Source organism: Thermoflavifilum thermophilum (assembly GCF_900116565.1).
Classification (GTDB): Bacteria; Bacteroidota; Bacteroidia; order Chitinophagales; family Chitinophagaceae; genus Thermoflavifilum; species Thermoflavifilum thermophilum.
In genome coordinates, this window is sequence record NZ_FPCJ01000001.1 from 1,158,462 (window position 1) to 1,172,921 (window position 14,460).

Here is a 14,460-nt window from a genome sequence, read left to right on the forward strand (position 1 = left end):
AGCAACAGCCTGTTTTTTTATGGATTGATTGCAGATGTCCATACATTATTCTTCCTATCCACATCCGGAAGCAGGTGATCGGGATCAATCTCCACCTGCCGGATCGGCACATGAGTGGGAAGCTTTACCTGATAGATTGCCCCACGCTCCCAGATTTCCACCGGTAACCGATAACGCAGGGTATCTCCATTTTCCAGACTGACTTTCAACACCACGGGCATGACCATTTGATCTTTATTTTCGAGCGTGAGCAAAGCCCCCTGTGAAGGATCATTTTGCCCATATTCCACCCGGGTAATTGCCTGATCAAGCAGCCAATTATGCTGAAACCAGCCTCGCCAGAACCAGCCTAAATCTTCGCCCGACACATTTTCCATGGTTCTGAAAAAATCATTGGGTGAAGGATGCTTAAAAGCCCAGCGGCGAATATAAATGCGAAAAGCAGAGTCGAAGCGCTGATGCCCCAGAATCAGTTCGCGCAAGAGCACCAGCCCGTATGCCGTTTTGAAATACTCTACCGGATGCAGATATTGCGGGGGAATCAGGTCGGCGTGGGTCATGATGGGCGGCACCGCTTTATTGGTAATAAAAGGGATGAGTTCATCAGCCGGATTGCCTCCATGCGGAGCATATTCGCCATCACGTTTGGGCGCATATTCGCCATGATGAAAGATTTCAGAAGCGTACACATCGATAAATGTATTGAAACCCTCATCCATCCAGGCATTTCGCCGTTCATCGCTGCCCACAATCATGGGAAACCAGTTATGACCAATTTCATGGGCCAGCAGCGCCCATAAATCTTTTCCTTTTTCTTTCCAATAATCAAAGGTAATACCCGGAAATTCCATGCCGCCGACAGGCCCGGCCACATTGATAGCTACGGGATAGGGATAGGGAAACCATTGCCGGGAAAAGATTTCCACGGCTCCCTTCAGGTATTCTGTTGCGCGCCCCCAGGCACTGTCGCCCGCACTTTCTTCGGGATATACGCTCATGGCCAGCGCTGATTTGCCATCGGGTAAAAGAATACGGGCCGCATCCCAGATAAAGGCTGATGACATAGCCCAGGCTACATCACGCGTGTTAGACATGTGAAAGTGCCAACTCAGCTCACCACCTCGGGCACGGGTAGCTGGTTCAGCTGCATGGCGAATCAGCACCGTTTGGTCGCTCTGCCGGGCTTTTTCCAGTCGCTCCAGTTCAAGCGGTGTCAGCACCTGTGCCGGGTTCTGCAGGACGCCCGAGCCTACCACCAGCATATTAGCCGGCACGGTAACCGTGTAGTCGATATCCCCATAATCCATATAAAACTCGCCTTCGCCCAGGAACGGCAGGGTATTCCAACCATGAAGATCATCGTACACACACATGCGGGGATACCAGTAAGAAAATTCATAGATCCGGCCCCGCCGGGTATCCAGATACCCCGAACGATCGCCACCACTGCGCGGCAGCAAATGATAGGCATAGGATATTTTTAGTCGAATTTCCTGATGGGGGATTAATGGCTGCGAGAGCCAAACTTGCATACGGGTACCTTCGACCCGGTAATGTAAATCCTTCCCGCCCGATTGCACCGCATAAAAAATAAATCCCGTACCGGTGTCGGACGGCAGAACTTGTCCGTGTTCAATTTGCTGAAGCATGTCTGGCCGATCGTAATTCTGGTCGAGCTCCAGCCACAAAAATGCAAGTGTGTCCGGGCTGTTGTTGACATAATGAATCCATACATCGCCCGATAATCGAAGAGAAGCTGTATCAAATCGTGCATGCACGGTATAATCAGCCCGGTTCTGCCAGTATGCAGGTCCGGGCGAACCATCGGCCGAACGATATGGATTGCCATGTTGTGTATAAAATCCGGATGCAAAAGCCTGATAGGGATCGTATTGTTGGGCAGAGACCCAAGTAAAAGTCAATAAGCCTGCGATTGTCCAACAAAAGATAAAACAACGAAAACGGTGCATGGTAGAAGAATTTGGCGCAACTAAAGTAGCGAAAAGGCTGCAGAATTTATTTTTCACCGATTTGTGTTTTCATCATCCCCTCGCAGATTCATGTATTTTTGCTTGTCTGCAAACGACCCATTGCATGTTATTTTCTTCTCTCATCAACCAGCAAAAAGCCCGGGATGCGCTGCTGCAAATGGTAAAACAGCAACGCCTGGCTCACGCGCTGCTGTTGCGCGAGCCCGAGGGCAGCGGCGGATTGTTGCTGGCTCTGGCCTTTGCCACCTACCTGATGTGTGAACAGCCCGGTGATAACGATGCCTGCGGCCAGTGTCCCAGCTGCCAAAAGATGGCACAGCTTATCCATCCCGACGTGCATTTTGCTTTTCCGGTGGTATCGCGCAAACCGGGCAGCGAGCCCACCAGCGATGATTACATGCAAGAATGGAGAGAATTTGTCCGGGAATTTCCCTATGGAGATTTGCAGGACTGGCTGCAGCTGATCCACGCCGAAAACCGCCAGGCCAACGTTACAGCCGCTGAATGCCGGGAAATTGTTCGCAAGCTGAGCTTAAAATCGTTTGAAGGCCGCTACAAAATACTCATCTTCTGGCTTCCCGAATACCTGGGCCAGCAAGGCAATCGCCTGCTGAAACTGGTGGAAGAACCACCCGACGATACACTTATGCTTTTCGTCAGCCAGCAGCCCCAGCGCATATTAAGCACTATTGCCTCCCGCCTGCAAACCGTTCAGCTGAATCCCTTGCCCGCCGAAGAAATCACACAGGCCCTTATCACACGGGCGCAGGCTGATCCACAAATGGCTACCCGAATAGGCCTGGCTGCCAACGGAAACTACCGGATGGCGCTGCGATTGCTGCACGACGCCCATGCCGACTGGCTGGAAATGCTGCGCTCCTGGCTCAACAGCATAGCCAAACAGCAAATACCCGCCCTGGTACAATGGATCGATGAAATGGGCAGTACCAAAAACGGAAGAGAGCAACAAAAATTCTTCCTGCAATATTTCCTGAACTTAGTGGAAAAAACCATCCAGGCGCACTATCTCCTGCCTGAGCAGCTTCACCTGCCAGAAGCCGAACAGGATTTTGTAAACCGGCTTAAGTCCCAGTTTTCCTTTTCCCAGCTTTGCACCCTCAGCGAGCGACTCAATGCAGCTATCTACCATATTGAACGTAACGCCTATGCAAAACTGGTCTTTCACGCCCTCACCCTATACATGCAGGAACTCCTGGTTCGACCTCAGGTAAATGCATGAACCCTATTTCGGGAATAACTTTATCTTTGTAAGCTGCATGCAGATGTTGCATGAGGTAAAAATTGCCTTACAGCATCCATGCATATCATCTTTGACAGTAAAAAATCATTCAGATGGGATGTGGACAATGTGGGTCCGGCGGATGTGGAGGATGCAGCAGAATGGATGTATGGAACTGGTTGGCCGAAATACCGTTATCACCGTACGATAAGCCTTTTGACATTGTTGAAGTAAGTTTTAACAACGGTAGCCGCAAAGATTTTTATCGAAATACTACCCGGCACAGTTTTGAGAAAGGCGACATGGTCACCGTGGAGGGCATGAATGGGTTTGACGTAGGTATGGTGAGCCTCACCGGTGAACTGGTAAAGCTGCAAATGAAAAAAAAGCGCGTTGCCGACACACCGGACCTAAAAAAAATACTTAGGCGCGCAACGGCCGACGACCTCGCCAAAATGGAGGCCTCCAAAAAACGGGAAAAAGAAGTGCTGATCCGAAGCCGGGCTATTGCCCGGAATATGGGGCTGGAGATGAAGTTAACAGAAGTGGAAATTCAGGCCGATGGGAAAAAAGCCACCTTTTATTACACCGCTGATGAACGGGTGGATTTCCGTGAATTGATCAAGGTGTATGCCAGCGAATTCCGCGTCAAGGTGGAAATGCGGCAGATCGGCGCCCGCCAGGAATCGGCCAAAGTGGGGGGCATTGGCACCTGTGGCCGTGAATTATGCTGTTCCACCTGGTTGTCTGATTTTAAATCGGTAAGCACCACAGCGGCTCGTTATCAAAATCTGTCCATCAACCAGGCTAAACTTTCCGGTCAATGTGGCCGCCTGAAATGTTGCTTGAACTATGAATTGGATACTTATCTCGACGCCCTGAAAGATTTTCCGGAAGAAGCCGATGTACTGCAAACCGTTTCCGGCCCAGCGCTGCTCCAAAAAAGAGATATTTTCAAAAACCTCATGTGGTATGCCTATGAGCATAATCCTACCAAACCTTATGCTCTTACCATAGAACGGGTAAAGGAAATTCTGGAACTTAACAAGCAGGGGATTGCTGTAGAAGAGCTGAAACCAGTGGAAGAATTACCTGCTAAAGGCAAAGCAGAAGAGCATGAATTTGTGGACGTGGTGGGGCAAATCAGCCTGAAATCGCTGGAAAAATCCAGCAAACGCCGAAAACAAAAACAGAAAAAATCACAACAACCACAGCAACAAAAGAAAAGAAATAATTCCTGAATGCAAACCCATCTTGCGGTAAGTATCAGGATTCACGCCTGATAATCTGAATGCTGCCATCAGCACGGGCAATGATGGCTTCTGTGGCCAGATTGAGGAATAATCCGGTTTCTACCACACCCGGAATCTGATGCAAGCTTATGTTTAAAGCATGTGCATCTTCAATTTTCCCGAAATAGCAATCCAGGATGTAATGGCCATGATCGGTCACGAAAGGTTGCGGATTACCCCGTAGTTCTACCCGGCTGCAATTCATCTCGAGGATGCGGCGGCGGACATGTTTCCATCCGGCAGGGATCACTTCCACCGGCAAGGGAAAGGCGCCCAGTTGCTGCACCTGCTTACGCTCATCGGCCACAATTACAAGCCTGCGCGAAGCGGCAGCCACCATCTTTTCCTGCAGCAAGGCACCTCCACCACCTTTGATAAGCCGCAGCTGCGGATCCACCTCATCGGCCCCATCAACCGTAAGCACAATCTCATCTACATCGTTTAACTCCAGTATCGGAATCTGAAGTGCAGATGCTAATTGTGCACTCTCCTTGGAAGTGGCTACTGCCCGAATTTGCAATCCCTGCTTCACTCTTTCGCCCAATGCCTGAATAAACCAGTAAGCCGTGGATCCGGTACCAATGCCGATGAGCATGTGAGGCTCCACATAACGGGCTGCAAATTCACCCGCAGCTTTCTTCATTGTCAAAGCATCCATGGAAAAAAATTGAAATTTATCCAGTGCCGGATCGCTGATTCAGCAGCTCTTGCTGCCGCATTTCCTTGGCATCCTGCAAAAACTGAGAAGCAAAAATAAATTGATTCAATTTCTCATCCTTGCTGAAGATGATGTCTTTATTAGATCCTTCCCATTGCTTTTTACCTTCATACAAATACACGATATGATCTCCAATTTCCATCACCGAGTTCATATCATGCGTATTGATGACGGTGGTGATGTTGTACTCCACCGTAATTTCATGAATCAACTTATCAATGAGCATGGAGGTTTGCGGATCCAGGCCGGAGTTGGGCTCATCGCAGAACAAATACTTGGGATTCAGCACAATGGCCCTGGCTATGCCCACACGTTTCTTCATACCACCGCTGATTTCAGCCGGATATTTTTTATGGGCATCCTGCAGATTTACACGTGCCAGACAGGCATCCACTCGCTTTTTTCGCTCTCTATAACTCAGGTTTGAAAACATTTCCAGCGGAAACATCACGTTTTGTTCCACCGTCATGCTATCAAACAGGGCTGCACCCTGAAACAACATTCCGATTTCTTTGCGGATATGTTTGCGTTCAGCATTGCTCATGGAAGAAAAAGAAATGCCGTCGTAAAGAATTTCACCGGCATCTACTTCCAGCAATCCCACCATGCATTTCATCAACACGGTTTTGCCACTGCCGCTGGCTCCTATAATCAGATTGGCCTTGCCGGCTTCCATGATCGCTGAAATACCTTTCAGGATTTCTTTATCGCCAAATCGTTTGCAAACATTCTTTAATTCAATCATGTAGTGCTGTTATTGCTGGTTCAACCGTTTTTCAACAACAAAGCTGCCAATCCATAATCGGCCAGCAAAATCAGAATGCAACTGATCACAACGGCTTTGGTACTGGCCTGGCCTATTTCCAGCGCTCCTCCCTGCACATGATATCCGAAATAAGCAGGTATGGACGAAATAATAAAAGCAAATGTATACGATTTGGCCAGTGCAAACACAATATTAAAAGGTTTGAATTCCAGCACCAGTCCCTGCATGTATTGCTGTGCAGACAGAATGCCCGAAACTACGCCTGCTATTTTTCCACTCCAGATACCCACAAATCCGGATATCACCACCAGCATGGGTACTACCAGCAGCGCTGCTAATATCTTCGGCAAAATCAGATAGCTCTTGGTGTTGATACCCATGATTTCCAGCGCATCAATTTGTTCAGAAACCCGCATATTACCTAATTCGGATGCAATCTTGGATCCCACCACACCGGCTAATACAATGCTGGTGATGGTAGGACAAAACTCCAATATCATGGTGTCGCGCACTACCTGGCCAATGGTGGATTTGGGAATGATGGGGCTGACAAGCTGATAAGCCGTCTGAATGGTGGATACACCGCCGATAAATACAGAAATAATCAGCACAATGCTCAATGAGCCAATGCCTATATCCACACATTGCCGCATAAACTCCTTCCAATACATGCGCCAATTTTCCGGCCGGGTAAACATCCCTTTCAACATCAGCATATACCTGCCAATATGTGTAAGCAACATACAACGCCATTTTGCAACTGATAAAATTAGCAAATTATGACCTGACTCTGAAACTGTCTAATATTTATTTAAATGCAACAGGTTATGCATGCCCTGTAAACAGGTTTTCATCGAAATGAATTTCGATACCATCTTTGGTCTTCCTGTAAAAAATCACCGGATAAGGGATTTCCTCTGGCAAAGAAGCCATAGCCGCATAACTGATGGGCTTGATGCTCACCGGATGCTCGCCAATATAGCCATCTATGCCCTTTGATTCTTCATCTGGTGATGCCATCCTGTATGATAATTTCAACTCTGATGATACTTGCTTAAGAATAGCTTCCTGGAATTTTAACCCAATAAAAGTTTTCACAATCACCCAATCTTTTACCCATTTTTCAATCATTTCTTCATCAATTTTTTCCATAGCTTCTTTTAATGCATGGAGCATGTCTTCAAAATCCTTGCTAGCTTTATTCAATAAATTTCTACTCATAAAAATGAAACGAAATGATTCATCATGATTCGTCACCGCAAACCACTATTAATCAGATGTACATGATATTTGCGGATACGTATATGCAAGTAAAATATTGCCTGATCACATATTTCATATCCTTATCCGGTATCAGCTTTTTTCTAACTACTTTTCATTTTAGAAAGTTTATTGCCAGTTGTTTTTGATAATGCTGCATAATCATTTGAATAAATTTTACCTAAACATCATTATCTGGCTGGATTATTTTCAGGGTAAAATTTCTTAATCTTTCAATCGTCCATCAAATGCACGGAATGATTTTCCACTTCTGTCATTTGCCTGCTATCCCCATGGATGATAATATGATGTGTTTTCATGGGTAAACTTTCTTTCAAAAGTACCAAATCTTCATCTTACCTGTTTACACTTAACTCGTGCTGATATGCATGATCATGCCTGCTGCAATGCCTGTTCCAGATCGGCAATCAAATCATTTACATCTTCAATGCCTACACTTAATCGGATTAGCGAATCAGATAAACCCGATTTCAATCGTTCTTCCCGCGGGATAGAAGCGTGGGTCATAGAAGCGGGATGGCCAATCAGGGATTCCACCCCTCCGAGACTCTCGGCCAAGGCAAACAACCGGGTAGAAGATAACACGCGATGGGCTGTTTCAATGCGATCATCTTTCAGGACAAACGACATCATAGCACCAAAATCGCGCATCTGCCTGCGGGCAATTGCATGATTGGGATGATCGGGAAAACCGCACCAATGGACCTGCTGCACCTTAGGATGCCGACGGAGAAATGCTGCAATCTGCCGGGCATTTTCACAATGTCTTTGCATGCGCACGTGCAGGGTCTTCATGCCGCGCAATACCAGCCAGCAGTCGTGCGGACCCGGCACAGCACCGGCACTGTTCTGAATGAAATGCAACTGTTCGGCCAGCGATTCATCTTTTACCACCACCACACCCAATACCACATCGCTGTGTCCACCTAAATATTTCGTAGCCGAATGCACAACGATATCGGCTCCCCAGTCGAGTGGATTTTGCAGCCAGGGGGATGCAAAAGTATTGTCGACACACAGCAAAGCTCCATGTGCATGGGCAATCTCAGCGCAGGCCTGAATATCCACAATCCGAATAAGCGGATTGGTGGGCGTTTCAATCCAGATTAGCCGGGTACGCTCATCAGCAAACTGTTCCAGACGGCCTGCATCTTGCAGATCCACAAACTGAAACTCGATTCCATATTTAGCAAATATGCGGGTAAATAACCGATAGCTGCCACCGTACAAATCATTGGAGGCAATCACCTTATCGCCGGGTCGCAAAGTATGCAATACAGCTTCAATAGCGGCCATACCACTGCTGAAAGCAATGCCATATTTGCCATTTTCAATCGCAGCGATGGCATTCTCCAATACAGTACGGGTGGGATTTTGTGTCCGGGCATATTCATAACCTTTGTGTTTGCCTGGTGCTTCCTGTACATAAGTGGAAGTCTGATAAATAGGCGTCATAATGGCTCCCGTAGCCGGATCGGGCTCTATACCCGCATGAATCAGTTTGGTGGCTAATTGCATACCATGAAAATTGAATGTTGTTCCAAAGATAAGATGAGCCCGATGGAAAATAAAACCGTTGATGATTTCTGTTTGCTGCCTGCCACATCTTAAATCATCCATCACATGCTTGTGGGATATCAAGTTAAAAACATCATTACACACTCACATACATTCAAATACATTCCTCTGCATATACAAAAAATTATTGTCCGGATTTATGCCATGGAATGAATATCCGCCACCACGGCCTGCGGGAAGCGGGAGCTTTTCGAGACGGGGATGATGATTGCCATAAGTCCATGTTGACCGATATGGGTATATGAGTCAGTACAGGTGTGTGATAATCGAGCATGGAAATATTTTTCAGCGGATACAGATGTTCGCGCAAACGATATTCAAATTTCGAACGAGGCCATACGCTCAGCCAGGCTGATGGTACACTTTCATTATCCAACCGATCCAGTGCCGTGATAGCGTATGCATAATTCATGTCAGCCATGGCCGTAGTATCGGTAACATGATACAGGGCATGATTTATCTCAGCAGATGAAATATCCGGAACAATGGCTACAATATGCCGGGGATCGTTAAAATCAGGATTGGCATCATCCGCGTCAAAACGATAAATCACAAAACTTTTCACCTGGCTGGTGGTATCCGCATTTTCCCACCAAAGCGTAAAGCCTTTTTCTGCGGGGGTTATCATCATCAGCCTGGGAGAAGCGGGTGGAATAGGGTCTTTCCACGGCATGGGAGGCACAATGGCCGGGTACCGGTAAAAATGATGACGCAGGGAATCATCAAACCCCAGCGGATTTCGGTAAAACACGCTGGCACTGAAATAGACCTGACCCTGCACCTGCGGGTAACTGCGGCTGGCCAGCAACTGCCGTGGCAACTCATCCGGATCGCTCCAGGCACCACGTCCACCTACACGGTATAGCGCCATGCCAATGTACAAGGCACGGCCATAGGTGTGACGTGCCCACCAGTCGAGCAGCACACCATAATCCGCCGCACGAAATCCAAACTCCCAATACAGCTGCGGCACCACATAATCAATCCAACCTTTTCTTAGCCATTTCAATACATCGGCATACAAATCATCGTAATCCGTTTGTCCGGCATAGGTTTGCGAGCCTTCCGGATCGCGGCTCTGGTTACGCCATACCCCAAACGGACTGACTCCAAACTTTACCCATGGTTTGATAGCCTGAATCGTATCATGAATCATTTCAATGACGGTATCCACATTATGCCGGCGCCAGTCATCCAGGCTCATGCCGCGTCCATAGGTTGCATACGTGAGCTGATCGGGAAATTCCTTGCCCGGAATGCGATAGGGATAAAAATAATCGTCAAAATGAATACCATCCACATCATAACGCCGCACCACATCGGCAATGATGCCGGTCAGATAATGCCACACAGCCGGTAATCCAGGATTGAAATACATTTTATCCCCATAAGTCAAAAACCATTGCGGTGCCCGGCGGGTAATATGATTGGCTGCCACTTTGCTGGTATGAATGTTAAACACTGCGCGATATGGATTCAGCCAGGCATGAAATTCCATGCCTCTTTTGTGCGCTTCTTCAATCATAAACTGCAGCGGATCATAAAGCGGATAAGGCGGTTTGCCCTGTTCGCCATTTAACCAGTAACTCCACGGTTCCTGATCGGATGGATAAAATGCATCGGCAGCCGGACGTATCTGCACAAACACAGCATTGATACCCAGGTGCTGCAATGAATCAAGCAACTGTACATATTCTGCCTTTTGTCGATCGGCCGGCAGTCCGGGTTTGGATGGCCAGTCAATATTCCCGACAGTGGCAATCCAGGCCCCCCGCAATTCCCATTTGGGCGGCACCTGTGCAAATATTTTCCCTGTGCATAATGCCATCATCACCCACACCCCCCAACACACACCCCGGCAAGCGTTTCGCGCAAACGTTTTCCTGTTCAGCATGCTGCAATCTCCGTAAATGTTTTGTATTTTGGTTGAAAATTCATTTGCATGAGCTCTTATTTGCACTTAGGATTAACGACCTTATTGCTCGCTGTATTTTTCATTGCCGGTACTGCTCAAACCAATAACACCCTTGCCAACCAAGAAAAACAAGAGGGATGGCAATTGCTGTTTAACGGCCGAAATCTTGATGGCTGGCATGGCTATCAGCACCAGCCCGCAACAGCCTGGGATGTGGTGGATGGAACCCTGCATTGCAAAGGAAAAGGTCCCGGATTCGCACCCGTGGACCTGGTTACGGACGACAGCAGTTTTTCCAGTTTTCATCTGAAAATAGATTGGAAAATCGCTCCCCGCTCCAACAGCGGCATCCTCTACCTGGTTCGGGAAACACAACCTGCCTCATATTACACAGGCCCTGAGTTTCAGATTATCGACGACGAACATTACCCCGAAAAGCTGGAACCCTGGCAACATACGGGTGCCGATTATGCCATGCATGTGCCACAAATCCGCCCCGTACATCCGGCCGGCGAATGGAATCATACCGAAATCATCGTCAATCACGGCCATGTGCAATACTGGCTGAACGGGAAAAAAATTTTGGAATTTGATATGTGGACGCCTGAATGGTATAAACTGAAAAACGAAGGCAAGTGGAAAGATTATCCCGATTATGGAAAATACCACAGCGGACATATTGCATTGCAGGATCATGGTGATGAAGTGTGGTTCCGGAATATCAAAATCAAAAAACTGTAATTCCCAACAGCTATGGGATGAGCAAGCTGTTTGTTAGCTCGGAATACATTCCTCTTTCAACGATTCGCTTATTTTTGAATTCACTTGTTGATCTGAAAATCTATTTGCATGAAATATCTGCTTAGTGCCATTTGTTTGATTTTTCTGACACAAACCACCCGTGCACAATCGTATGAATTGCATTCGCCCGATGGCAACACACGAGTAGCAATAAAAAGCCAGCAAGGTATCCATTTCACCGTATGGCGCCATGGACGCGTCTGGATTCCCGATGTGCAGATAGGCCTGGTGATTGATCACGATACGCTGGGTAATGATCGGATTCAGCGCTCAACAACCAATCGCATTCAGCAGATCATTACACCTGTAGTAGCCATCAAAAACAAACAAATCCCTGATACCTGCCATGTGCTGACTTTATTCTTCCGGAATGGCTATCGCCTGGAATTCCGGGTGTACAATGATGCCATGGCTTATCGGTTTGAAACGGCATGGAAACAAGATTCTGTTACCGTACAAAATGAAATATGCACCCTTCACATGCCACAAGCTACCACCGCTTATTTTGCCTGGGCTCCCCGCTGGATGAACAACTATGAACACGTATATCAACTGCTGCCACTCGATAGCTTGACAAATAAGAAAACAGCCCAGTTACCACTTTTGATGAATTTACCTGACAGCGGCAAAATCTTGTTTACAGAATCTGATTTATTTGATTATCCCGGCATGTACTTCACAGGCAATGGAAAAGGCCTGATAGAGGCTATTTATCCGCTTGCTGTGAAATCGGATTCCACTCCGCAAAAGCCGCAGTGGGGCTGGGACCGGGAAGTATATCCCCGCGAAACATATCCATACATTGCCCGCACATCGGGACAAAGAGCTTACCCCTGGCGTATCCTGGCCTTTGCATATCAGGACAAAGATTTGTTGAACAATGAAATTGTATACAAACTTGCCAAACCCAATCAGATTGAAAACACCCATTGGATTGAGCCCGGACAGGTGGCCTGGGACTGGTGGAACGACTGGGATATTACGGGTGTGGATTTCAAAGCAGGAATCAATACCGAAACGTATAAATACTATATCGATTTTGCGGCCCGTCATCACATCCCCTACATCATCATGGACGACGGCTGGTATGTATTGGGCGATTTGACGCGCGTGGTACCAGATATTGACATGCCTGCCCTGCTGAACTATGCTCAACAAAAAGGCGTGGGCATCATCCTCTGGTGCGCCTGGCATACCCTCGATCAGCAGATGGATACTGTGTTACCCCTGTTTGCCAAATGGGGTATCAAAGGCATCAAGGTCGATTTCATGGATCGCGACGACCAGGCCGTGGTGAATTTCTACTGGCGTTGTGCGGCTGCTGCGGCCAAATACCATTTGCTGGTAGATTTTCACGGTGCACACAAGCCTGCAGGCTTGCAGCGCACCTATCCGAATGTGGTAAACTTTGAAGGTGTTCCAGGTCTGGAACAGGATAAGTGGTCGCCATCTATTGCAACCTCCACCATGGCGGTGACCCTGCCATTCATCCGCATGTTTGCCGGCCCCATGGACTATACGCCGGGAGCCATGCGCAATGCCCAACCGCGCGATTTTGCGCCCATTTACCGCCATCCCATGAGCCTGGGGACGCGCTGCCAGCAGCTGGCCATGTATGTGCTCTACGACGCACCCCTGCAAATGTTGAGCGATAACCCGGTGGCTTATGAAAAAGAACAGCCCTGCCTGAATTTCATCACCTCCGTGCCCACCACCTGGGACGAAACCCTGCCACTGGATGCTGAAGTAGGAAAGTATGTGCTGATGGCACGCAAAAAAGGCAATACCTACTTCATTGGCGCGATGACCAATGAACAAGCACGTGACCTGACGCTTTCTTTTTCGTTTCTTCCGCCCGGCACTCATCATATCGTGTATTATGCCGATGGAATAAATGCCGATCGCAATGCCAACGATTATGTCGTGAAAGAAGCCACCGTGCAGGCAGGCGATGTCTGGCATATTCACCTGGCGCCGGGTGGAGGCTGGGTAGCGCGGATTGAATGAATAAATGAGATTCATTGTGAAAATACAAGTTCGTCCATGGATAACCAGTTGGCTGGTTTTAGCGCTGGCCTTATTGTGGAGCTGCAATGCACACCTCTACCCCCTTAATTCACAAGTTCGCAGTGCCTATCACCGGCAACTCCGTGATATGCGCAAAATATATCGGCATTTTGTTCCCATCCAGCTGCCGCTCGATTCCCTGCAACAAGCTTTCTGGATAGCACCCTCACCCAATTTCAATATCCGCCAGCCCGATCTGGTGATCATCCATCAAACCGAAGAGCAAAGCTGTGCCCAGTCGCTGACCACCCTCACCGATCCACACCGGGCCGGCCGGGTAAGCAGTCATTATCTGATCTGCAAAGACGGTACTATCTTTCAACTCGTGCCCGATGTGTATCGAGCCTGGCAGGCGGGCGTTTCCCGCTGGGGAGCTATCCGCGATGTGAATTCGGTATCGATTGGCATTGAGCTTGACAACACCGGAAAGGAGCCTTTTCCGGAAACGCAGATCCATTCGCTCCTGGTGTTGTTGCATATCCTGCAGCAACGTTATCATCTGGATACCGCCAATTTTGTGGGCCATGCCGATATTGCGCCCACCCGCAAGCAGGATCCCAGTGTGTATTTTCCGTGGAATGAACTGGCTGCTCATGGATTTGGCTATTGGCGCGACAGTGTGCTGGCCGATCCGCCGGCTGATTTTCATCCCTGGGATGCCCTGCGCATCATCGGCTATGATCTGAGCGATACCACTGCATCACTGGTGGCTTTCAAACGTCATTTCATCCAGACCAACCTCACGCCTGTCTGGGATTCGCTTTCACTCAAAGTCTTGTATAACGTTTATCAGAAATACCGGCGGTAAAGT

12 protein-coding genes are annotated in these 14,460 nt (G+C 48.0%); 5 read left to right on the forward strand and 7 right to left on the reverse strand.

The features are described 5' to 3' along the window. Positions 1-17: 17 nt before the first annotated feature. Entirely contained in the window at positions 18-1,970 is a 1,953-nt protein-coding gene (locus BM367_RS05000; protein ID WP_092458571.1) for a M1 family metallopeptidase, read from the reverse strand. A 124-nt stretch (positions 1,971-2,094) separates the two neighbouring features. Here BM367_RS05000 and BM367_RS05005 point away from each other — a divergent pair, with 124 nt between their 5' ends. After that, positions 2,095-3,231, forward strand: a complete 1,137-nt coding sequence (locus BM367_RS05005) for a DNA polymerase III subunit (protein WP_092458573.1) — start codon at positions 2,095-2,097, stop codon at positions 3,229-3,231. A 113-nt stretch (positions 3,232-3,344) separates the two neighbouring features. Continuing rightward, positions 3,345-4,472: a PSP1 domain-containing protein gene (locus BM367_RS05010; RefSeq protein WP_245759899.1), complete on the forward strand. Its 1,128-nt coding sequence runs from the start codon at positions 3,345-3,347 to the stop codon at positions 4,470-4,472. Between the two features lie 25 nt (positions 4,473-4,497). On the opposite strand, the gene rpiA is transcribed toward BM367_RS05010, so the two are convergent. The 6 genes from rpiA to BM367_RS05040 all read right to left on the reverse strand — a co-directional run bounded on the left by rpiA (position 4,498) and on the right by BM367_RS05040 (position 10,760). Then, a complete protein-coding gene (rpiA, locus tag BM367_RS05015) occupies positions 4,498-5,181 on the reverse strand; it encodes a ribose-5-phosphate isomerase RpiA (protein ID WP_245759900.1) in 684 nt (227 codons plus the stop codon). 16 nt (positions 5,182-5,197) lie between these two features. Next, positions 5,198-5,986, reverse strand: coding sequence for an ABC transporter ATP-binding protein (locus BM367_RS05020; protein WP_092458576.1), 789 nt, complete (start codon positions 5,984-5,986; stop codon positions 5,198-5,200). A gap of 20 nt (positions 5,987-6,006) precedes the next feature. Continuing rightward, positions 6,007-6,750: an MlaE family ABC transporter permease gene (locus BM367_RS05025; protein ID WP_092458578.1), complete on the reverse strand. Its 744-nt coding sequence runs from the start codon at positions 6,748-6,750 to the stop codon at positions 6,007-6,009. Positions 6,751-6,832: 82 nt separating this feature from the next. Further along, positions 6,833-7,228 (reverse strand): MjaI family restriction endonuclease, encoded by a 396-nt coding sequence (locus BM367_RS05030; RefSeq protein WP_143103955.1) that lies wholly within the window; start codon positions 7,226-7,228, stop codon positions 6,833-6,835. Between the two features lie 432 nt (positions 7,229-7,660). Beyond that, on the reverse strand, positions 7,661-8,806 hold the full coding sequence (locus tag BM367_RS05035) for a cystathionine gamma-synthase (protein ID WP_092460919.1): 1,146 nt from the start codon (positions 8,804-8,806) through the stop codon (positions 7,661-7,663). A gap of 184 nt (positions 8,807-8,990) precedes the next feature. Beyond that, positions 8,991-10,760: a glycoside hydrolase family 10-like protein gene (locus BM367_RS05040; RefSeq protein WP_092458582.1), complete on the reverse strand. Its 1,770-nt coding sequence runs from the start codon at positions 10,758-10,760 to the stop codon at positions 8,991-8,993. Between the two features lie 48 nt (positions 10,761-10,808). Between BM367_RS05040 and BM367_RS05045 the strand changes: the two genes are divergently transcribed. The 3 genes from BM367_RS05045 to BM367_RS05055 all read left to right on the forward strand — a co-directional run bounded on the left by BM367_RS05045 (position 10,809) and on the right by BM367_RS05055 (position 14,457). Continuing rightward, positions 10,809-11,522 (forward strand): 3-keto-disaccharide hydrolase, encoded by a 714-nt coding sequence (locus BM367_RS05045; RefSeq protein ID WP_092458584.1) that lies wholly within the window; start codon positions 10,809-10,811, stop codon positions 11,520-11,522. Positions 11,523-11,630: 108 nt separating this feature from the next. Beyond that, the gene (locus BM367_RS05050; RefSeq protein ID WP_092458586.1) at positions 11,631-13,589 is read left to right on the forward strand and encodes a glycoside hydrolase family 97 protein; all 1,959 of its coding nucleotides are present in this window, start codon (positions 11,631-11,633) and stop codon (positions 13,587-13,589) included. Between the two features lie 16 nt (positions 13,590-13,605). Further along, the gene (locus BM367_RS05055) at positions 13,606-14,457 is read left to right on the forward strand and encodes an N-acetylmuramoyl-L-alanine amidase (protein ID WP_177224109.1); all 852 of its coding nucleotides are present in this window, start codon (positions 13,606-13,608) and stop codon (positions 14,455-14,457) included. The last annotated feature ends 3 nt before the right edge of the window (positions 14,458-14,460 follow it).

Excerpts from the sequence above, each read along its gene's own strand:
- BM367_RS05000 (WP_092458571.1), bottom strand. The coding sequence starts at position 1,970 with ATGCACCGTTTTCGTTGTTTTATCTTTTGTTGGACAATCGCAGGCTTA.
- BM367_RS05035 (WP_092460919.1), bottom strand. The coding sequence starts at position 8,806 with ATGCAATTAGCCACCAAACTGATTCATGCGGGTATAGAGCCCGATCCG.
- BM367_RS05040 (WP_092458582.1), bottom strand. The coding sequence starts at position 10,760 with ATGCTGAACAGGAAAACGTTTGCGCGAAACGCTTGCCGGGGTGTGTGT.
- BM367_RS05025 (WP_092458578.1), bottom strand. The coding sequence starts at position 6,750 with ATGTTGCTTACACATATTGGCAGGTATATGCTGATGTTGAAAGGGATG.
- rpiA (WP_245759900.1), bottom strand. The coding sequence starts at position 5,181 with ATGGATGCTTTGACAATGAAGAAAGCTGCGGGTGAATTTGCAGCCCGT.
- BM367_RS05045 (WP_092458584.1), top strand. The coding sequence starts at position 10,809 with ATGAGCTCTTATTTGCACTTAGGATTAACGACCTTATTGCTCGCTGTA.
- BM367_RS05020 (WP_092458576.1), bottom strand. The coding sequence starts at position 5,986 with ATGATTGAATTAAAGAATGTTTGCAAACGATTTGGCGATAAAGAAATC.
- BM367_RS05030 (WP_143103955.1), bottom strand. The coding sequence starts at position 7,228 with ATGAGTAGAAATTTATTGAATAAAGCTAGCAAGGATTTTGAAGACATG.
- BM367_RS05050 (WP_092458586.1), top strand. The coding sequence starts at position 11,631 with ATGAAATATCTGCTTAGTGCCATTTGTTTGATTTTTCTGACACAAACC.
- BM367_RS05005 (WP_092458573.1), top strand. The coding sequence starts at position 2,095 with ATGTTATTTTCTTCTCTCATCAACCAGCAAAAAGCCCGGGATGCGCTG.
- BM367_RS05010 (WP_245759899.1), top strand. The coding sequence starts at position 3,345 with ATGGGATGTGGACAATGTGGGTCCGGCGGATGTGGAGGATGCAGCAGA.